The 18,099-nt window shown below is 59.9% G+C and carries 18 protein-coding genes; 13 read left to right on the plus strand and 5 right to left on the minus strand.

Annotated elements, in window-relative coordinates:
* Positions 1–14: 14 nt before the first annotated feature.
* The 5 genes from fadA to BMZ10_RS22895 all read left to right on the plus strand — a co-directional run bounded on the left by fadA (position 15) and on the right by BMZ10_RS22895 (position 5,211).
* Positions 15–1,190, plus strand: a complete 1,176-nt coding sequence (gene fadA, locus BMZ10_RS22875) for an acetyl-CoA C-acyltransferase FadA (protein ID WP_093467598.1) — start codon at positions 15–17, stop codon at positions 1,188–1,190.
* 102 nt (positions 1,191–1,292) lie between these two features.
* A complete protein-coding gene (locus BMZ10_RS22880; protein ID WP_177182199.1) occupies positions 1,293–1,529 on the plus strand; it encodes a DUF1653 domain-containing protein in 237 nt (78 codons plus the stop codon).
* A 109-nt stretch (positions 1,530–1,638) separates the two neighbouring features.
* On the plus strand, positions 1,639–4,242 hold the full coding sequence (gene topA / locus BMZ10_RS22885) for a type I DNA topoisomerase (RefSeq protein WP_093467604.1): 2,604 nt from the start codon (positions 1,639–1,641) through the stop codon (positions 4,240–4,242).
* Between the two features lie 132 nt (positions 4,243–4,374).
* On the plus strand, positions 4,375–4,896 hold the full coding sequence (locus BMZ10_RS22890; protein ID WP_093467607.1) for a DUF6586 family protein: 522 nt from the start codon (positions 4,375–4,377) through the stop codon (positions 4,894–4,896).
* 78 nt (positions 4,897–4,974) lie between these two features.
* Positions 4,975–5,211, plus strand: coding sequence for a hypothetical protein (locus BMZ10_RS22895; RefSeq protein ID WP_093467610.1), 237 nt, complete (start codon positions 4,975–4,977; stop codon positions 5,209–5,211).
* 97 nt (positions 5,212–5,308) lie between these two features.
* Here BMZ10_RS22895 and sulA read toward each other — a convergent pair whose 3' ends face one another.
* Positions 5,309–5,809 (minus strand): SOS-induced cell division inhibitor SulA, encoded by a 501-nt coding sequence (gene sulA, locus BMZ10_RS22900; RefSeq protein ID WP_093467613.1) that lies wholly within the window; start codon positions 5,807–5,809, stop codon positions 5,309–5,311.
* A gap of 11 nt (positions 5,810–5,820) precedes the next feature.
* A complete protein-coding gene (lexA, locus tag BMZ10_RS22905) occupies positions 5,821–6,429 on the minus strand; it encodes a transcriptional repressor LexA (RefSeq protein ID WP_093467923.1) in 609 nt (202 codons plus the stop codon).
* 228 nt (positions 6,430–6,657) lie between these two features.
* Here lexA and BMZ10_RS22910 point away from each other — a divergent pair, with 228 nt between their 5' ends.
* The 3 genes from BMZ10_RS22910 (at position 6,658) to BMZ10_RS22920 (ending at position 9,222) form a co-directional block, all read left to right on the plus strand.
* On the plus strand, positions 6,658–7,368 hold the full coding sequence (locus tag BMZ10_RS22910) for a TetR/AcrR family transcriptional regulator (protein ID WP_093467616.1): 711 nt from the start codon (positions 6,658–6,660) through the stop codon (positions 7,366–7,368).
* A gap of 105 nt (positions 7,369–7,473) precedes the next feature.
* On the plus strand, positions 7,474–8,472 hold the full coding sequence (gene nagZ, locus BMZ10_RS22915; protein ID WP_177182205.1) for a beta-N-acetylhexosaminidase: 999 nt from the start codon (positions 7,474–7,476) through the stop codon (positions 8,470–8,472).
* A 9-nt stretch (positions 8,473–8,481) separates the two neighbouring features.
* Positions 8,482–9,222 carry an S-methyl-5'-thioinosine phosphorylase gene (locus BMZ10_RS22920; protein WP_093467622.1) on the plus strand — a complete coding sequence of 247 codons (741 nt, stop codon included), beginning with the start codon at positions 8,482–8,484 and terminating at the stop codon, positions 9,220–9,222.
* Positions 9,223–9,291: 69 nt separating this feature from the next.
* Here the strand turns inward: BMZ10_RS22920 and BMZ10_RS22925 are convergent, their stop codons facing one another.
* The 3 genes from BMZ10_RS22925 to BMZ10_RS22935 form a co-directional block, all read right to left on the minus strand.
* Positions 9,292–9,945, minus strand: a complete 654-nt coding sequence (locus tag BMZ10_RS22925; RefSeq protein WP_093467625.1) for an HAD-IA family hydrolase — start codon at positions 9,943–9,945, stop codon at positions 9,292–9,294.
* Between the two features lie 846 nt (positions 9,946–10,791).
* Positions 10,792–11,016 (minus strand): DUF6555 family protein, encoded by a 225-nt coding sequence (locus BMZ10_RS22930; protein WP_093467628.1) that lies wholly within the window; start codon positions 11,014–11,016, stop codon positions 10,792–10,794.
* A gap of 194 nt (positions 11,017–11,210) precedes the next feature.
* Positions 11,211–12,356, minus strand: a complete 1,146-nt coding sequence (locus BMZ10_RS22935; RefSeq protein WP_093467630.1) for an aldose epimerase family protein — start codon at positions 12,354–12,356, stop codon at positions 11,211–11,213.
* 312 nt (positions 12,357–12,668) lie between these two features.
* On the opposite strand from BMZ10_RS22935, the gene BMZ10_RS22940 reads away from it, so the two are divergent.
* From BMZ10_RS22940 to araH, 5 genes are all read left to right on the plus strand, one after another.
* Positions 12,669–13,364 (plus strand): FadR/GntR family transcriptional regulator, encoded by a 696-nt coding sequence (locus tag BMZ10_RS22940; protein WP_093467633.1) that lies wholly within the window; start codon positions 12,669–12,671, stop codon positions 13,362–13,364.
* Between the two features lie 61 nt (positions 13,365–13,425).
* Positions 13,426–14,304: an SMP-30/gluconolactonase/LRE family protein gene (locus BMZ10_RS22945; protein ID WP_093467636.1), complete on the plus strand. Its 879-nt coding sequence runs from the start codon at positions 13,426–13,428 to the stop codon at positions 14,302–14,304.
* 155 nt (positions 14,305–14,459) lie between these two features.
* Entirely contained in the window at positions 14,460–15,464 is a 1,005-nt protein-coding gene (locus BMZ10_RS22950) for a substrate-binding domain-containing protein (RefSeq protein WP_093467639.1), read from the plus strand.
* 93 nt (positions 15,465–15,557) lie between these two features.
* A complete protein-coding gene (araG, locus tag BMZ10_RS22955; RefSeq protein WP_093467642.1) occupies positions 15,558–17,084 on the plus strand; it encodes an L-arabinose ABC transporter ATP-binding protein AraG in 1,527 nt (508 codons plus the stop codon).
* 39 nt (positions 17,085–17,123) lie between these two features.
* Entirely contained in the window at positions 17,124–18,089 is a 966-nt protein-coding gene (gene araH, locus BMZ10_RS22960) for an L-arabinose ABC transporter permease AraH (RefSeq protein ID WP_177182200.1), read from the plus strand.
* Positions 18,090–18,099 lie beyond the last annotated feature (10 nt).

Below are 18,099 nucleotides of genomic sequence, written 5' to 3' on the forward strand. Positions count from 1 at the left end.
GAACAGGTGAGAATATGAGCTTGAATCCGAGAGACGTCGTGATTGTCGACTTCGGTCGTACGCCGATGGGCCGCTCCAAGGGCGGCATGCACCGCAACACCCGCGCCGAAGACATGTCGGCGCACCTGATCAGCAAGTTGCTTGAACGCAACAGCAAGGTCGACCCGGCCGAAGTCGAGGACGTGATCTGGGGTTGCGTCAACCAGACCCTGGAGCAGGGCTGGAACATCGCGCGCATGGCGTCGCTGATGACGCAGATCCCGCACACGTCCGCTGCGCAGACCGTCAGCCGCCTGTGCGGTTCGTCCATGAGCGCGCTGCACACCGCCGCCCAGGCGATCATGAGCAACAACGGCGATGTGTTCGTCATCGGTGGCGTCGAACACATGGGGCACGTCGGCATGATGCACGGCGTCGATCCGAACCCGCACATGTCGCTGTATGCCGCCAAGGCATCGGGCATGATGGGCCTGACTGCGGAAATGCTCGGCAAAATGCACGGCATCACCCGTGAGGCCCAGGACGCGTTCGGCGTGCGTTCCCACAAGCTGGCGCATCAGGCGACCGTGGAAGGCAACTTCAAGGACGAAATCATCCCGATGCAAGGGTATGACGAGAACGGCTTCCTGAAAATGTACGATTTTGACGAAACCATTCGTCCGGAAACCACGCTCGAAAGCCTCGCGGCTTTGAAGCCTGCGTTTAACCCGAAAGGTGGTACCGTGACCGCCGGCACCTCGTCGCAGATCACCGACGGCGCGTCCTGCATGATCGTCATGTCGGGCCAGCGGGCGATGGATCTGGGGATCGAGCCAATGGCCGTGATCCGGTCAATGGCGGTGGCGGGCGTGGACCCGGCGATCATGGGTTACGGCCCGGTGCCGGCGACTCAGAAAGCGCTCAAGCGCGCGGGTCTGAGCATCGGCGATATCGACTACTTCGAGCTCAACGAAGCTTTCGCTGCACAGGCCTTGCCAGTGCTGAAAGATCTGAAAGTACTCGACAAGATGGACCAGAAGGTTAACCTGCACGGCGGTGCCATCGCCCTGGGTCACCCGTTTGGTTGCTCCGGAGCCCGTATTTCCGGCACCTTGCTCAATGTCATGAAGCAGAACGGCGGCACATTGGGTGTTGCAACGATGTGCATTGGCCTTGGACAAGGCATCTCCACCGTGTTCGAACGCGTTTAACCGGTGTGAGTGTGCAAGCCGGGGCCATGTGCCCCGGCTTTTGTTTTTCTCCGGAAATGTTTTTTTGAAAGTTTTTTCGTGTCAATCCTCGAGGTCCGCACCATGCCGTTACAGCCAGGTCTCTATCGTCACTACAAAGGTCCCGAGTACCGTGTTTTCGGTGTCGCGCGCCATTCCGAGACGGAAGAGGAAGTGGTGTTTTATCAGGCGCTGTATGGCGAATATGGCTTGTGGGTACGCCCTTTGAGCATGTTTCTGGAGTCGGTCGAGGTTGACGGGGAGCAAGTGCCGCGCTTTGCTTTGGTCCAGGCCGAACCTGATCTTTTTTCAAAGGGATGAGGCGAGACCTTGCAGTAGCCTCTGCTTGACCTCACCTTGCAGCCACTATATATAGCGGGGCCTCGACGGCTCCAACGTCTTTTTTCTCGCATTAGGAATTTTCCGATCCATGGGCAAATCGCTGGTCATTGTGGAATCCCCGGCTAAGGCCAAGACCATCAACAAGTATCTGGGCAGCCAGTACGTGGTGAAGTCGAGTATCGGCCATATCCGAGACCTGCCCACCAGCGGTTCGGCTAGCGCCGCCAAAGAGCCTGCTGCCAAACGTGGCAAGACTGCGTCCGAAGCGCCTGCGCTGTCGCCCAAGGAAAAGGCCAAGCGCCAGCTGGTGGCGCGCATGGGCGTCGATCCCGAGCATGGCTGGAAAGCCAAGTACGAGATCCTTCCCGGCAAGGAAAAGGTGATCGACGAGCTGCGCCGGCTGGCCAAGGATGCTGACACCATTTATCTCGCGACGGACTTGGACCGCGAAGGGGAGGCCATTGCATGGCACCTGCGCGAAGCCATTGGTGGCGACGACGATCGCTACAAGCGTGTCGTGTTCAACGAAATCACCAAGAAAGCCATTCAGGAAGCCTTCTCCAAACCGGGCGAGCTGGACATCGATCGTGTCAATGCCCAGCAGGCGCGCCGCTTCCTCGACCGGGTCGTGGGTTACATGGTCTCGCCGCTGCTGTGGCAGAAGATCGCCCGCGGACTGTCCGCCGGTCGTGTGCAGTCGGTTGCCGTGAAGCTGGTGGTGGAGCGTGAGCGCGAGATCCGTGCGTTCATTCCGGAAGAGTACTGGGAGGTTCACGCTGATCTGGGCACCGCCAAGGGCGCCAACGTGCGATTTGAAGTGGCTCGCGAAAACGGCGAGGCCTTTAAGCCCCTGAACGAAGCGCAGGCCATGGCCGCACTGGAGAAGCTCAAGTCTTCTTCCTACAGCATCGCCAAGCGTGAAGACAAACCGACCAGCAGCAAGCCGTCGGCGCCCTTCATCACGTCCACGCTCCAGCAGGCTGCCAGCAACCGCCTGGGCTTCGGCGTAAAGAAAACCATGATGATGGCCCAGCGTTTGTACGAAGCCGGTTACATCACCTATATGCGTACCGACTCGACCAACCTGTCGGCCGATGCCGTTGCGATGGCGCGCACTTACATCGAAAGCGAATTCGGCAAGAAATACCTGCCGGAATCGCCGAACGTCTACAGCAGCAAAGAAGGCGCACAAGAAGCTCACGAAGCGATTCGTCCTTCCGACGTCAACACTCACCCGAGCAAGCTGTCGGGCATGGAGCGTGACGCCGAGCGCCTGTACGACCTGATCTGGCGCCAGTTCGTGGCCTGCCAGATGCCGCCGGCGCAGTACCTGTCCACCACGGTCAGCGTGACTGCCGGCAGTTTCGAGCTGCGCGCCAAGGGCCGCATCCTCAAGTTCGACGGCTACACCCGCGTGCTGCCGCAGATGAGCAAGCCTGGCGATGACGACGTGCTGCCGGACATGGCCCAGGGCGACACCCTGAAGCTGATCAAGCTCGATCCAAGCCAGCATTTCACCAAGCCGCCTGCCCGGTATTCGGAAGCGAGCCTGGTCAAGGAAATGGAAAAGCGCGGGATCGGTCGTCCTTCGACCTACGCGGCGATCATCTCGACCATCCAGGATCGGGGTTATGTCGCTCTGCACAACCGCCGTTTCTACTCGGAAAAAATGGGTGACATCGTCACCGAGCGTCTGTCCGAAAGCTTCTCCAACCTGATGGACTACGGCTTTACTGCCGGCATGGAAGAGAATCTCGACGACGTGGCGCAAGGCGAGCGCGACTGGAAAAACGTGCTCGACGAGTTCTACGGTGACTTCAAGAAAAAACTGGAAGTCGCCGAGGCCAGCGACAGCGGCATGCGCGCCAACCAGCCGGTCATGACAGACATTCCGTGCAAGGTTTGCGGTCGTCCGATGCAGATTCGCACGGCGTCCACTGGCGTGTTCCTGGGCTGCTCGGGTTACAGCCTGCCGCCAAAAGAGCGCTGCAAGGCGACGGTCAACCTGACGCCGGGCGATGAGATCGCCGAAGACGACGAGGGCGAATCCGAATCACGCGTGTTGCGTGGCAAGCACCGCTGCCCGGTCTGCAGCACGGCGATGGATGCCTACCTGCTCGACGAGAAGCACAAGCTGCACATCTGCGGTAACAACCCGGACTGCGTGGGCTACGAGATCGAAGAAGGTAACTACCGCATCAAGGGCTATGAAGGCCCGAGCGTGGAGTGCGACAAGTGTGGCGGCGAGATGCAACTGAAGACCGGCCGCTTCGGCAAGTTCTTCGGCTGCACCAACTGCAAGAACACTCGCAAACTGCTGAAAAACGGAGAAGCGGCGCCGCCGAAGATGGACCCGGTCAAAATGCCGGAGCTCAAGTGTGAGAAGGTCGACGACACCTACATCCTGCGTGACGGTGCCTCGGGGTTGTTCCTGGCCGCCAGCCAGTTCCCGAAAAACCGCGAGACGCGTGCGCCGCTGGTGCTGGAAATCGTGCCGCACAAGGATGAGATCGATCCCAAGTACCACTTCCTGTGCGAAGCACCGAAGAAGGATCCCGATGGTCGTCCCGCGGTGATTCGCTACAGCCGCAAGTCCAAGGAGCAATACGTGCAGACCGAAGTGGACGGCAAGCCAACGGGCTGGCGTGCGTTCTACGACGGTGGCAGCTGGAAGGTCGAAGACAAGCGTTGATCGCCTGACGTTGATCAGACTGGCGAGCCCCGGCGCTTTGCGTTAAAAGAATCCCTCGATGTGCGTAAGCGCCCCGAGGGATTTTTTTGCCAGGCTTGCTCGTTCGCATTCATTGAAGTGGAGGCCACTGACATGGCTCACGAACTCTATACCCGCACCAATCAGAAGATTTTCTTCGCAGGCCTCGCCCTGGAGTCAATGGCCAAGGCCCGGGAAAGCCGTGCCATGAATGCCCAGGGACTGGAGCAGGCCGAGCGCGAATCGGCAGTGTTTCACCTCTATGGTGCGTTGCTGGGCTTGTGTCACGAGATCGCCGGGTATTATCGCCTGCCCCAGGCGGGCACCTCTCGCGCAGAAGATTTGCTAACGCGTCAGGTTCTGGAAGCCATCGCCATCCCGGAAATGGCCGAGCTTGTCGAATTGGCACAGCAGCGGGAAACATGGCTGGCACAACTGCTGGCTTCGTACAACTCGCTGTTTTTGCCACCCAGGGCGCCGAAGAAGCCCAAAGGTGACGTGACCCAGCCACTGATCATTGCAGTCGCCGTGGAGGAAACCGCTGCGCCGGAATTGAGCCGCGAGGAGATGGAAAGCTGGCGTCAGCAACTGAAAGGGCTGGCGATTCGCTTCAGGGAAGGGCTGAGCGAGTGTTGAGACAGCAGAGTGATCGATGGGCTAGGGCCTGAGTCATCAGGCTGTTACAATGCCCGCCTTTCGTGGAGAACTGTCCTGATGCCAACCTCTTTTCTGGAAATTGTCGAACTGCCTGACGGTCGCATCGAGCTGCGCCGAGCCGAGGATGAAGGGTCTCTTGTGACCTTGAACTTCTCCGAAGACGCCAAGGCGTTTCTGCAAGGCCAACACGTCGAAGTCGCCAAAGCGATGCTCAGTGTGGGTGTGCAGATGGCCGGTCGTCTGGCCGAGGGTGAGTTGACCAAAGAAGAAGAGGGACCTCGCGTCCTGCATTGATCCGCCAGGATTATCCTCTTGCTTTCATGTCTGTCGGCTTCTCGTCCCAGAGAAGCCCGGAAACACCCCTGAATCCTTCCTCACGCGGTTTGCCGGTTCAGCCCAGGCGGATGTTGAGACTCTGTGCGTCGCCGGTGCGTGCCGCGCTGATCAGTTGCTGACGAGCACTGCTCGATATCGGATTGATCCAGCTCACCACGGTATGGCTGCGGCCCAGGCGCAGCGCCTCGCGAGTTAACTCCAGTGCACTCTGCGTCCCACGAGGATGCATCAGGATAATGCGTTCCCGGTTCAGGCCGGCATCGCGCAGCCATGCCTGTGTCACGCTCGATGGCGGCGCGATCAGCGTCAGCCAGCGGTCATGTTTGTCCTGGCTGAGTTCTCGCAGGATCGGTGCGAGCAGGTTCAGGCAGTTCCCGGCAGCGCCGCGCAATGACAATTCACTAAAGGCTTCCGGCTCACTGTTCCACGGCGTATCGACGACTTCGTCGAGCACCGGGATGTGAAGCCGTGGGACATCGAGCATCGCGACAGGCGCCATGAATGCTTCGAACAAAGGCAGTTGTGCATGTTGTTGCGGTGTCTGTGGGAACTGCATAAACGTTCTCCTTAGCGGCGAATCACGCCAACGCTCAACCCTTCGATGACCAGATCCTGATCTTTCAGGTTGACTTCGATAGGGGCGAATTCGGGATTTTCGGCGATCAGCCAGACTTTGCTGCCTTCACGCTTGAAGCGCTTGACCGTGACTTCGTCACCAATCCGCGCCACGACGATCTGGCCATTGCGGGCCTCACGGGTGGTGTGGACGGCAAGCAGGTCTCCGTCGAGAATCCCGACGTCCTTCATGCTCATGCCGTGTACGCGCAGCAGGTAATCTGCACTCGGATGAAAGAAGGCCGGGTTGATGGCCAGGGATTCTTCGATGTGTTGCTGAGCCAGAATCGGCGCGCCGGCGGCCACGCGGCCGATGATGGGCAGGCCGCTTTCTTCGGTCTTGGCTTCGAAGCCGGGAATGCGGATGCCGCGGGAAGCACCCGGGGTCATTTCGATGGCGCCTTTGCGCGCCAGGGCCTTGAGGTGTTCTTCAGCGGCGTTAGGGGATTTGAATCCCAGTTCCTGAGCGATTTCCGCACGGGTGGGCGGGTAGCCGTTATCTTCGAGACAGCGCTTGATGAAGTCCAGAATTTCGGCTTGGCGTGACGTCAGTTTGATCATGTGCATCGCTCTGTCTTTTTATACAGTGACTGGGATTATATACAGTGATCGCGTCTTGGCAATCCTCCTTTTTATCAAGCGTGCCGGATGGTCTTGCCGGGGATGGCTACCGGCCACGGTTTGTATGGTTAAATGGCGTGACTCACTGGACAGAAAACGAACCGTCAGGGTTGACAGGTGATCGACTGAAACGTATGTTTCAAACAAGTGTTTGTCAGGCGAGTAACCATGGCCCAGTCGGAAACAGTTGAACGAATTCTCGATGCTGCTGAGCAGCTGTTCGCGGAAAAAGGTTTTGCCGAAACGTCCTTGCGCCTCATTACCAGCAAGGCGTCGGTCAATCTGGCAGCGGTGAACTATCACTTCGGCTCGAAAAAGGCCCTGATTCAAGCTGTGTTCTCGCGGTTCCTGGGGCCTTTCTGCATCAGCCTGGATCGCGAACTGGAGCGTCGGCAGGCCAAGCCCGATCACAAACCTACACTGGAAGAGTTGCTCGAGATCCTCGTCGAGCAGGCGCTGGTCGTGCAGCCCCGAAGCGGCAACGATTTGTCGATTTTCATGCGCTTGCTGGGCCTTGCTTTCAGCCAGAGCCAAGGCCACCTGCGGCGTTATCTTGAGGACATGTACGGCAAGGTGTTCCGCCGTTACATGTTGCTGGTCAATGAAGCCGCGCCGCGTATTCCGCCCATCGAACTGTTCTGGCGCGTGCATTTTATGCTCGGCGCGGCGGCGTTCAGCATGTCCGGGATCAAGGCATTGCGCGCCATCGCCGAAACCGATTTCGGCGTCAATACGTCTATTGAGCAGGTCATGCGCCTGATGGTGCCGTTTCTGGCGGCCGGTATGCGCGCGGAAACCGGCGTGACCGACACCGCGATGATCAACGCCCAACTCAAGCCGCGCAGCAAAAGTTCTGCGCCCGTCGCCGCCAAGGTCTGAGGCGCAGCCGACGCCGGGTGTGCCGGCATTTGCATCGCACCCGTCGATCCCTCACCATGCCGGCCTGGGCAATGGTTGTTGAAGGATCTTCATATGAGTTCTGGCCTGCAAGGCTCCCTGATGGTGGATATCGCCGGTACCTGGCTGACATCCGACGACCGTCAGTTTCTGCGTCAGCCCGAAGTGGGCGGCCTGATTATTTTTGCGCGCAATATCGAGAGTCCACGGCAGGTTCGTGAGCTGAGCGCTTCCATTCGCGCCATCCGTCCCGATCTGCTGTTGGCGGTGGATCAGGAGGGTGGTCGAGTTCAGCGTCTTCGTCAGGGCTTCGTGCGTCTGCCTGCCATGCGCGCCATTGCTGCTGCGCCCAATGCCGAACGCCTTGCCGAACAGTGTGGCTGGTTGATGGCGACCGAAGTGCTTTCTGTCGGCCTTGATCTGAGCTTTGCGCCGGTGCTGGATCTGGATTACCAGCGAAGTGCGGTCGTTGGTACGCGGTCGTTCGAAGGGGATCCGGAGCGCGCCGCGCTGCTGGCCGGCGCCTTCATTCGCGGCATGAATCAGGCGGGGATGGCGGCGACCGGCAAACATTTTCCGGGACACGGCTGGGCTGAGGCCGATTCCCACGTGGCGATACCGGTTGACGAACGCAGCCTGGAAACCCTGCGCGCCAATGATCTGATTCCGTTTGCCCGGTTGAGCAAACAGTTGGCTGCGGTCATGCCGGCCCATGTCATCTATCCCCATGTCGATCCTCAGCCAGCCGGGTTTTCCCGTCGCTGGTTGCAGGAGATTCTTCGCGGTGAGCTGGGTTTTGACGGCGTGATCTTCAGCGATGACTTGTCCATGGCAGGCGCGCATGTGGTCGGGGATGCGGCCAGTCGCATCGAGGCCGCGCTGACGGCTGGCTGCGACATGGGGCTGGTCTGCAATGATCGTGCGGCGGCAGAGCTTGCATTGAGTGCCGCCCAGCGCCTGAAGATTTCACCCGCTGCCCGCGTCGCCAGAATGCGAGGCCAGGGCCTGGCGACCACTGAATACCGTCAGCATCCGCGCTGGCTGTCGGCGCTGAGCGACCTGCGCGCCGCACACTTGATCGATTAAGGAATTGTCATGACTGTTTACGCAATTATCGGCGGCACCGGCCTGACGCAGCTCGAAGGCCTGACGATTCGTCAGTCGCTGCCGATGAACACGCCTTATGGCGCGCCGTCCGGTGAGATCCAGGTGGGCGACTATGCCGGGCGCGAGGTCATGTTCCTGGCCCGCCACGGCCACCCGCATCGCTTTCCGCCGCACAAGGTCAACTATCGGGCCAATCTCTGGGCATTGAAGCAGGCAGGGGCCGAAGCGATCCTGGCGGTCAACGCTGTGGGCGGTATTCACCCTGACATGGGCACCGGACATTTCTGTGTTCCTCATGACCTCATGGATTACACCAGCGGCCGCGATCACACGTTTTTTGCCGATGACCTCGAGCATGTCACTCACATCGACTTCAGTTACCCCTACAGCGAGCCGTTGCGGGCGCGGCTGATCGCTGCGTTGTCTGCCGAAGGCTATCCGTTCAGCGATTTTGGCGTGTACGCCTGCACACAAGGCCCGCGTCTGGAGACCGTGGCGGAGATCGTCCGGCTCGAGCGTGATGGCTGTGACATCGTCGGCATGACCGGCATGCCCGAAGCCGCACTGGCCCGCGAACTGGAACTGGATTACGCCTGTCTGGCGCTGGTCGTGAACCCGGCCGCCGGCAAGTCCTCCGCAGTCATTACCATGGCGGAAATCGAACAGGCGTTGCATGACGGCATCGGCAAGGTCAAGGCGACACTGGCCCGCGTCCTCGGCGCTCAATAGCCTGCTCGTTGAAGCGGCCGCGGACAGAGGCCGGCTGCAGGGGCTGTGATCGGCCCCTGCTCAGTCGGCTCAGCGTGCGCGCAGTTGCAACCGCCCGTCATCGTTGAACTCGATCGAGTAGGCGTCGTAGCTTTTCAGGGTGGGATGCGCGGTGTCCATCGCGTGGGAATGGGCCGCAGTAATCACCATCACTTTTGCACCCGCCGCCTCTGCGGCAGTAATGCCGGCGACCGCGTCTTCGAACACCAGGCAATCTTCAGCGTTTACACCCAGACGACGGGCTGCCAGTAAAAAGCAGTCCGGCGCAGGCTTGCCGTGGGCGACGTCTTCAGCGGCCACCATGACCTTGGGCAGTGGCAGGCCGGCCGCCAGGATTCTGCGCTCGGCCAGCTTGCGCGGCGCCGAGGTCACCACCGCCCAGCGTTCCGCGGGCAGGCTGGCGAGAAATGCCGCAGCCCCTTCGATCGAGATCACGCCTTCGACATCATCGGTTTCCGCCTGAGCGAGCAGTTCGGCTTCGCGCTCGGGATCGACGCCGGGCAGGTTCAGGCGGCGCAGCGTGTCAATGCAGCGTACGCCGTGAATGGTGGGCAGAAGCTCGTCGACGTTCACGCCCTTATCGAGCGCCCATCGGGTCCAGACCCGCTCTGCGGCAGCGATCGAATTGGTCAGCGTGCCGTCCATGTCGAACAGGAAGGCGGCGAAGGTGGACTGCTCCAGCATGGGTACTCCTCGGTGGCTGTTGCGCATGGCAGCGATGCTAACACGTGCCGCGAGCGCTGCCTTTGCCGGAGGCGTTGTGCCAAAGGGGGGACGGATTGGGGGAAGCGAACGCTTGCCTGCGAGAGCGTTTCGTTGTAGCAATCGAGCCTGATTACGTAACGGTTGCGCCTGCCATTTGAGGCATTGAAGACTGCTTGCGGCTACGCTGGACAGACGCTGAAAGTCAACGCCATATCGTTCAAAAAGTTGTCCACGGAAAACGTGAATATCTCTGTGGATAAGTTGCTGTAAGGCAGTAAATCCAAGGCCTTACTCATAATGATCGTTTAATGATCAGTTACGCTAATGGCGCTCATGCAGCCAGTCAATGGTCACAAATCCGTTCAGTGACAGCCGGGAAGATGCCTGTGTTCGCACCATCGATTCTGCGGCGTGACGTCTCGTGCCTTCCTGGCTGAAGCCGGTTTTACGGAAGAAATGCATACCGTCAGTAGGACCGGCTTCAGCCGGGAATAGGTCTGAGTTGGCGCCATCGTTTTTGAGGCCTGACGTTTAGCGCCTTCCGGGATAAAGCCGGGCCTGCTCAACGAACACATGCCATTGGTGGGGACGACTTGCACGATCGCTCAACGAGAGGGGATGTTATGCGGCGGCAGGGTCAGCTAAGGCTGACCGCATGGGGTGGACTGTGAATCGGCTGTTGATCGGTGAGCTGTGGTTCAACGTAGCCAAGTGAAGCGGTAGGGGGATCATTAAAAGAGTTGCAAATCCAGGGCCCCGCCGACACGCATTTTCAGCGCTCGCCGACGGGGCCGGCCTGGACACTTCACACGCCCGATCAGCGGCTCAAGACTCCGCCCACTCAACGTCCGTCAGCCCCAGCTGTTCGGCTTTGGGCTTACTGACTTTCGGGACTTTGTCCGAGCGGTATTTCGGTATCTGCCCAAATCCTGCGTCTACAGATGCCCAATGCCAGGCGGATGCGTTATCCATGGTTTCGGCGCTGATGTAGAAGCTTTTGTATTTGCCATGAAGCAGATAATCGATTCTGAAATGCTTGTACTGTGCCACTCTTGCTAACCTCCCTATCAGTCGCTCACATTCCACTGAGTCGCTGCCGTCAGGAAAATTCAGTCAAATAATCCTTTCAATGCCAAACGGTTACGTTTGGTACAGAAGAATGTGTGGCAACTTGAGGATGTGGACGAATGAGTGATGGGGGGCGCTGGCGCATCAGTGGAGCCGATGAGCCAGCGCAGCGTGGGTCACTTGGTCAGGAATTTGAAGACGGTGGTCTGGTTGTATGACTTGCCCGGATCCAGTCGAGTGGACGGGAAGGCCGGCTGGTTGGGCGCGTCGGGATAGTGCTGGGTTTCCAGCGTAAAGGCGCCCCAGTGCGGATAAATCTTGCCGCCTTTGCCTTTCACCGTGCCGTCCAGGAAGTTGCCGGTATACAGCTGTACGCCCGGTTCGCTGGTGAACAGCTGCAGTCGGCGTCCGGATTTTGGATCGACCACATCGGCCGCCAGGTTGCTGACCTTGCCTTTGGTGTCCAGGACCCAGTTGAAGTCATAGCCGCCCTCGGTCGGCTCGGCGAATTTGAGCTGCGGGTGGTCTTCACGGATGCGTTTGCCGAACGCCACGGGTTTGACGAAGTCCATCGGCGTGCCCGCCACGGGCGCCAGCTCGCCGGTCGGAATCAGTTTTTCATTGACTGGCGTATAGCGCGCAGCGTGCACGACGGCGACCTGATCGAGAATGTCGCCATTGCCGGCACCGGCCAGGTTGAAATAGCTGTGGTTGGTCAGGTTCAGCACCGTGGGTTTGTCGGTGGTGGCGTGGTACTGGATGCGCAGCTCGTTTTTTTCGTTGAGGCTGTAGGTCACTTCCGTTTTAAGCGTTCCGGGAAAGCCCATTTCGCCGTCCGCCGAAACGTAGGTCAGCTTCACACCGACCCAGCCTTTGTCCTTCACCTGTTCAGCTTTCCACACCTGCTTGTCGAAGCCTTTAGTGCCGCCGTGGAGGGCGTTGGTCTTGTCGTTCTGCGGCACCTGGAAGCTCTTGCCGTCCAGGGTGAACTTGCCGTCCGCGAGCCGGTTGCCGAAGCGCCCGATGGTGGCGCCGAAGAATGAGGTGCCTTTTAGGTAGCCATCCAGGTCATCGAAACCCAGCACGACGTCCTCGGCCTTGCCGTGCTTGTCGGGCACGAGCAGCGACTGGAGCGTGCCTCCGTAGGTGATGACCGTTGCCTGCATGCCGAGGCTGTTGCGCAGGGTGTATTTCTCCACCGTCGTGCCGTCCGGCATTTTGCCGAAGGTGCCATGTTCGGCCGTCAGGCCGGCGGCGGCATTGGCCTGCAGGGCCGCAGCCAGCAGGGTCAGCCCGATGGCAGGGATAAGCGTCTTCCTCATTGCGTCCTTCCTTTTGTTGTTTTAGGAGCTTGCGCATGCCAACTGGACGACCGCATGCAGAACAGCGTGTCTGCGAACGACGTTTACGCCAATTGGTCATACTATTTGACGATTCGCGAACCGAACGGATGAATATATAGAACAAAAAACTCGATTTAAAAATAAATTGTAATACTATTTGGAGAAGCTTCAGCTTGATCGATTCGGTGAACAGGTTTAGTCCAGCTTTTCAGGCTTGTACAGCCGTTTGACAGCTAATCATATGATCATTAGCCTCCATTTCGCGGAAAGGCCGCGAGAAGGGGCGGATCAATGAGCAGCAGTTTTCACGCGTCGACAGTAGACCGCCTGGGGGCCTGGATTGCTCGGGGCAGTGTTGCACCAGGGCAGTCGCTGAAGGTGGAGGCGGCGCTGGGTGAGGAATTCGGCGTCAGTCGAACGGTGATCCGCGAAGCCATCAAAACGCTGGTGGCCAAAGGGATGCTGGAGGTCGGCCCGAAGGTCGGGACCCGCGTGTTGCCGGCGCGCAGCTGGAACCTGTTTGACCCGCAGGTGGTCGGTTGGCTGGCGGCGACGGGATTGTCGAGAAGCCTGGTGATGGACCTGCTCGACCTGCGCCGTGCGATAGAGCCGATGGCCGTGCGTTGGGCCTGTGAACGCGCGACACCGCAGCAGATTGCCGAGATTCAGGCGGCGTACGTGCAGCTGGCGGCCAGTGTCGCCGACCTGGGTGATTACAACCACGCCGATCAGCGTTTCCATGAGGCGGTGCTGGCGGCGAGTCATAACCAGTTTATCGAGCAGATGTTGCCGGCCTTGGGCGCGCTGCTGGCGATTTCGTTTGAAGTGTCCTCCGCGGTGCCGGGGGAGTTGGGCAGGACCCTGCCGCTGCACAAAGAGCTGGCGGATGCGATTGCCAGCCGTGATTCGGCGCGCGGTGTCTGGGCGTGCATGAGTCTGATCGAAAACGCCTGCGAGGTGATCTCTCGCTCGATGGCGCAGCAGTGAACGAATGCGTTGCAAGCGGGCCGCAAGGCCTGGAACAACAATAATAAACAGGAACATTCCTATGAAGTGGCAGGCGGTCTGTGACCAGCGTTTCACATTGGCCGAAGGGCCGTTCTGGGACGACGAGCAAGCAGCGTTGTACTGGGTCGATATTGCCGGGTTCCGCGCCCTGCAACTGCATCGGCAAGAGGTGCGTCACTGGCAATTCAACGAGCCGGTGTCGGCGTTCATTCCCGCCTCTGCAGGCGATGCACTGGTGACGCTGGCCAGCGGCGTCTATCGCCTGAATCTGAATTCCCCTGCCGACCAGCCCGAACTCACGCTGTTGTGCGTTGCCGATCCGGTGGAAGGCAATCGTGCCAACGAAGCCCGTTGCGACAGTCAGGGCCGGCTGTGGCTGGGCACCATGCAAAACAACCTTGATGCGCAGGGCGGTGATCTGCCGCTCGAGCGCCGCTCGGGCGGCATTTTTCGCGTCGATGGCGATGCGCGGGTCACGGCGCTGCTGAGCGATCAGGGCATCGTCAACACGATGCTCTGGCCAGCCAGCGGCGGGGCACTGCTGTCCGCCGACAGTCTCGACGGTCTGATCTATCGTTACCCGATTCGCCCCGATGGCTCGCTCGGCGAGCGCGATATCTGGGCCCATGAACATCCGCGTGGAACCCCGGATGGCTCAGCGATGGACGCCGAAGGGTACGTCTGGAACGCGCGCTGGGGCGGTGGTTGCATCATTCGCTTCGCGCCCGATGGCAGCGTCGATCGCATCGTCGAACTGCCCGTCAGCCACCCCACCAGTTGCGTCTTCGGCGGGCCGGACATGACCACGCTGTTCGTCACCAGCGCAAGACCTGCCAGCGGCACCCTTGAGCTGGACGGCTGTGTGTTGAGTGCCGAAACCGGTATCAAGGGAACGCCATCGCACCGGTTCTCTGGATGAACACGGCGGCGCGTCGAAGGGGTGTGACACTCGGTTACATAGACGTCATTGATAATATGATATGACTGTTTTCAGTCGATCGGCCCCCTCACTCGGGTCGTCACGACAATCACTGCTGAACGCTGTAGCTATTCAATAAAAATAAGGAGTTAGCTATGTTGAGTCGCCACGGGATTCGCTCCCTGTGCTGTGCCGCTGTTGCCACCGCCATTGTCGGGATGACGGGCGGCGCGTTTGCCGCCGATAAGGTCAAGATCGGTTTTCTGGTCAAACAGGCTGAAGAGCCCTGGTTCCAGACTGAATGGCAATTCGCCGAGAAAGCTGGCCAGGATCACGGTTTCGAAGTGATCAAGATTGCCGTGCCGGACGGCGAGAAAACCCTCTCTGCCATCGACAGCCTGGCTGCCAACGGCGCCAAGGGCTTCGTCATTTGCCCGCCTGATGTCTCCCTCGGTCCGTCGATCGTTGCCAAAGCCAAGCTCAACGACATAAAGGTCATGGCCGTGGATGATCGCTTCGTCGATGCCAAAGGCAAGTTCATGGAAGACGTTCCTTATCTGGGCATGGCCGCTTTCGAGGTCGGTCAGAAACAGGGCGCGGCCATGGCCACCGAAGCGCAGAATCGCAAGTGGGACTGGAAGGAAACCTACGCGATCATTAACACCTACAACGAGCTGGACACGGGCAAGAAGCGCACCGACGGTTCGGTCGATGCACTGAAGAAAGCCGGTCTGCCGGAAGACCATATCCTCTTCACCCCGCAGAAGACTCTCGACGTACCTGGCAGCATGGACGCCACCAACGCGGCCTTGCCCAAACTGCCCAGTGGCGCGAAAAACCTCATCGTCGGCGGCATGAACGACAACACCGTACTCGGTGGCGTACGCGCAACCGCAGGCGCGGGGTTTGCTCCGGCCAACGTCATAGGCATCGGTATCAACGGCACCGACGCCATCGACGAACTGAAGAAACCCGAAAGCGGCTTCTTCGGCTCGATGCTGCCAAGCCCTGACAAAGAGGGCTACAACACCGCCCTGCAAATGTACGAGTGGGTGACCACCGGCAAGGAGCCGGCGAAGTACACCGCCATGGATGACGTGACCCTGATCACCCGTGCGAACTTCAAGGACGTGTTGACCAAGATCGGTCTGTACAAGTAATCGCGGCGCACATTGGCGGGCCTGATCACACAGGCTGACATCTGCAAGGCCTCGCTTCATGCCCATGGCGTGGAGCGAGGAGGAGGGTGGTTCATGCAACAGGCATCAGCTCAACAACAGCAACCAGGCGGCAGTCTGCGCTTCAACGGGATCGGCAAGACCTTCCCGGGCGTGAAGGCGCTGTCAGACATCAATTTCGAAGCTCGGCCAGGCAGCGTTCATGCGTTGATGGGCGAGAACGGCGCGGGCAAATCCACGCTACTGAAAATCCTTGGCGGCTCGTACCAGCCTAACAGCGGCGACCTGCAGATCGGCGATCAGCACCTCGCATTCAAGTCCACCGCGGACAGCATCGCTGCCGGGGTTGCAGTGATTCACCAGGAACTGCATCTGGTGCCGGAAATGTCGGTGGCGGAGAACCTGCTGCTGGGGCACATGCCCAATCGCTGGGGCATGGTCAACCGCCGCGCGATGACGCGCCGCGCCCGCGAACTGCTCAAAGGCCTGGCGGACGAAATCGATCCGGGCATGCGCCTGGGCGACCTGTCTTTGGGCCAGCGGCAACTGGTGGAAATCGCCAAGGCCATGTCGCGCAATGCTCACGTCATCGCCTTCGATGAGCCGACCAGCAGCCTCTCGGCGCGGGAAATCGATCGCCTGATGGACATCATCGTCAAGCTGCGCGACGAAGGACGAGTGATTCTATATGTGTCGCACCGCATGGAAGAGATTTTCCGGGTGTGCGACGCGGTGACCGTGTTCAAGGACGGACGCTTCGTGCGCACCTTCGAAGACATGGCTGAGCTGGACCATGATCGTCTGGTGACGTGCATGGTCGGGCGCGACATTCAGGACATTTACAATTATCGCCCGCGCCAGCATCAGGGGCCGAGTCTGCGCGTCACCGGTTTGATGGGGCCGGGGCTGCAGGAGCCGGTCAGTTTCGCGGTCGAGAAGGGCGAAGTGCTGGGCTTCTTCGGGCTGGTCGGCGCCGGTCGTACCGAGCTGTTCCGCCTGCTTTCCGGGCTGACGCGCAGTCAGGCCGGCGCCCTGCAACTGGATGGCAAGCCCCTTGAACTGCGATCCCCGCGCGATGCGATTTCCGCCGGCATCCTGCTGTGCCCGGAAGACCGCAAGAAGGAAGGCATCGTGCCGCTGTCCAGCGTCGCCGAAAACATCAATATCGGCGCGCGGCCTAGACATGTGCACCTGGGTTGCCTGATTCAGGGCAAGTGGGAGCGGGAAAACGCCAAGGGCCAGATCCGCTCGATGAACGTCAAGACGCCTTCGCCGGAGCAGCAGATGCTGTTCCTGTCCGGCGGCAATCAGCAGAAGGCCATTCTCGGCCGCTGGCTGTCGATGCCGATGAAGGTATTGCTGCTCGACGAGCCGACCCGAGGCATCGACATCGGTGCCAAGTCCGAGATTTATCAGATCATCCACAACCTGGCGGCGGACGGCATCGCGGTCATCGTCGTGTCCAGCGATCTGATGGAAGTGATGGGCATTTCCGACCGCATTCTGGTCATGAGCGAAGGCGCGATCACCGGCGAGCTTTCTCGCGATGAGGCCAACGAGCAACGGTTATTGCAGCTGGCATTGCCGCGCACGCGCGGCTGACAGCGGGTGTTGACAGTGAAAAATAAAAACGAGGTGCGTATGTCTACCGAAACCAGCCTGACGGCTCCCCGCCAGGGCATGAACATGCGTCGATTCTTCGACGATTGGGCGATGCTCCTGGCCGCACTGGGCATATTTGTGCTCTGTGCCTTGCTCATCGATAACTTCATATCGCCGCTCAATATGCGTGGCCTGGGGCTGGCGATTTCAACCGTGGGCATCGCGGCCTGCACCATGCTGTTCTGCCTGGCATCCGGGCATTTCGACCTGTCGGTCGGTTCGGTGCTGGCCTGCTCGGGCGTCATCGCCGGGATCGTCATTCGTGACACCGAGAGCGTGTTCCTTGGCGTGTCGGCGGCGCTGGCCATGGGGCTGCTGGTTGGGCTGATCAACGGCATCGTCATTGCCAAGTTGCGCATCAACGCGTTGATCACCACGCTGGCGACCATGCAGATCGTGCGCGGTCTGGCGTATATCTTTTCCAACGGCAAAGCGGTAGGCGTGGGCGAAGAAGGCTTCTTCGTGTTCGGCAACGGGCAGTTGTTCGGCGTGCCGGTGCCGATCCTGATCACCGTCGTCTGCTTCGTGTTCTTCGGCTGGCTGCTGAACTACACCACCTACGGGCGCAATTCGCTGGCCATCGGCGGTAATCAGGAAGCCGCGTTGCTCGCGGGCGTTCATGTCGACCGCACCAAGATCATCATTTTCGCCGTGCACGGCCTGATCGGCGCGTTGGCGGGTGTGGTGCTGGCCTCGCGGATGACCTCCGGCCAGCCGATGATCGGTCAGGGGTTTGAACTCACGGTGATTTCTGCCTGCGTATTGGGCGGGGTTTCGCTCAGCGGCGGCATCGGCATGATCCGCCACGTGATTGCCGGTGTGCTGATTCTGGCGATCATCGAGAACGCGATGAACCTGAAGAACATCGACACCTTCTACCAATATGTGATTCGCGGCACGATTCTGTTGCTGGCGGTGATCATCGACCGGCTCAAACGCCGCTGACCCGCCCCGG

The organism is Pseudomonas sp. NFR16 (assembly GCF_900108875.1).
Classification (GTDB): domain Bacteria; phylum Pseudomonadota; class Gammaproteobacteria; order Pseudomonadales; family Pseudomonadaceae; genus Aquipseudomonas.

Coding starts and splice junctions, on each gene's coding strand:
- BMZ10_RS22925 (WP_093467625.1), bottom strand. CDS start 9,945: ATGCTGGAGCAGTCCACCTTCGCCGCCTTCCTGTTCGACATGGACGGC.
- BMZ10_RS22945 (WP_093467636.1), top strand. CDS start 13,426: ATGAAGTGGCAGGCGGTCTGTGACCAGCGTTTCACATTGGCCGAAGGG.
- topA (WP_093467604.1), top strand. CDS start 1,639: ATGGGCAAATCGCTGGTCATTGTGGAATCCCCGGCTAAGGCCAAGACC.
- BMZ10_RS22950 (WP_093467639.1), top strand. CDS start 14,460: ATGTTGAGTCGCCACGGGATTCGCTCCCTGTGCTGTGCCGCTGTTGCC.
- fadA (WP_093467598.1), top strand. CDS start 15: ATGAGCTTGAATCCGAGAGACGTCGTGATTGTCGACTTCGGTCGTACG.
- araH (WP_177182200.1), top strand. CDS start 17,124: ATGTCTACCGAAACCAGCCTGACGGCTCCCCGCCAGGGCATGAACATG.
- sulA (WP_093467613.1), bottom strand. CDS start 5,809: ATGCAGTTCCCACAGACACCGCAACAACATGCACAACTGCCTTTGTTC.
- lexA (WP_093467923.1), bottom strand. CDS start 6,429: ATGATCAAACTGACGTCACGCCAAGCCGAAATTCTGGACTTCATCAAG.
- BMZ10_RS22910 (WP_093467616.1), top strand. CDS start 6,658: ATGGCCCAGTCGGAAACAGTTGAACGAATTCTCGATGCTGCTGAGCAG.
- BMZ10_RS22895 (WP_093467610.1), top strand. CDS start 4,975: ATGCCAACCTCTTTTCTGGAAATTGTCGAACTGCCTGACGGTCGCATC.
- araG (WP_093467642.1), top strand. CDS start 15,558: ATGCAACAGGCATCAGCTCAACAACAGCAACCAGGCGGCAGTCTGCGC.
- BMZ10_RS22935 (WP_093467630.1), bottom strand. CDS start 12,356: ATGAGGAAGACGCTTATCCCTGCCATCGGGCTGACCCTGCTGGCTGCG.
- BMZ10_RS22890 (WP_093467607.1), top strand. CDS start 4,375: ATGGCTCACGAACTCTATACCCGCACCAATCAGAAGATTTTCTTCGCA.
- BMZ10_RS22940 (WP_093467633.1), top strand. CDS start 12,669: ATGAGCAGCAGTTTTCACGCGTCGACAGTAGACCGCCTGGGGGCCTGG.
- BMZ10_RS22920 (WP_093467622.1), top strand. CDS start 8,482: ATGACTGTTTACGCAATTATCGGCGGCACCGGCCTGACGCAGCTCGAA.
- BMZ10_RS22880 (WP_177182199.1), top strand. CDS start 1,293: ATGCCGTTACAGCCAGGTCTCTATCGTCACTACAAAGGTCCCGAGTAC.